Annotated in this window: 1 pseudogene; it reads left to right on the forward strand. The window is 31.9% G+C overall.

Going from position 1 to position 1,128, the window contains the following annotated elements:
- Window positions 1-838: 838 nt before the first annotated feature.
- A pseudogene (locus IQR33_RS04150) lies at window positions 839-1,128 on the forward strand (hypothetical protein); the annotation flags it as partial.

Below are 1,128 nucleotides of genomic sequence, written 5' to 3' on the forward strand. Positions count from 1 at the left end.
TAATTAATTTTTTCATCTTGGCTAAATAAAACTCTATGGTGTTACAAATTTACCGATTGCTTCATGCATTCGTTAAAACAACATGCACATCAATATAATTCTATTCCCAATGTTTCTTATTGCACGCTTAGGTGCTTGATATTGGGTTGACGATAAGTTTTCGAGTTAAAAACTAACTAATTGAAACTTATAAAAAATATGAAGTTTAACGATGATTTCTATAAACTTCGGCGTAAATAATATCTGATATATGTAATTAATAAAACTGTGTTTAAGGATATTTGTGAAGTTGCTAATTTATAAAAACGGCGTTTTATTTTTCGTACTTTAGAAACTCTTTTTATTTCAATGTGTTTTCTTTTTCTACGCTTTATCCAATACCTCAAAAGTTTGTGATTTAACTCGTAACAAATCGTAACGCCGAATCGTTATGTGTATAAATGCATTTATAATGTATGAATAAACAACAGGGTGGTAAGAAAAGGCAGTAAAACAACGGTGAATCGGTTGTTTTTAATTCACGATTGACAAAGCTAAGTCTAAGTCGTACAAAAATTGAACTTGTGAATGTATCGTTTAAGTGAGAGTGATGAGCTCGACAAAAGTGAAGTGATGCGTGCTATTGTTTATTCTCTAATTTATTCGATTACATAAGGAAGGGTACATAGTAAAAATTGAAAAAATAATTCTATCGTGTGGATTGAAATATATAAATAATAAAACTTAGAAATTAAAAGATAAGAACGCCAGATCTGAATTCATTAAATTTTTGAACATGAAAGTAAACTCTATTTATTATGTTTGGTTTGAAAGCGCTCAAATTGATTTAAGGACGGTTATGACAGCATTTAATAAAGTGTTTATTGTCACTCCCAATGTTAATGATTTTGCAATGTTGCGAGAGTCGCCATTGGAAATGTCTCTTCAAGTAACGGCAAGCAAACCTATCCAACTCTATGGAGAGTCTGTTAAAGCCAGTTGGAAAAGTATTGATATTGAATGGTTAGACGTTAAGGGTGAAAAGCCATTACCCAGGCCTGATATTGCAGCATGGGGATCTTTTACTCTTGCTGTATCCGCTTCTATTGCGGATAAGCTCGATGTGTTGAGCGAGAATGTCGAATTTTT

The organism is Vibrio sp. OPT46 (assembly GCF_015163535.1).
Classification (GTDB): Bacteria; Pseudomonadota; Gammaproteobacteria; order Enterobacterales; family Vibrionaceae; genus Vibrio; species Vibrio alginolyticus.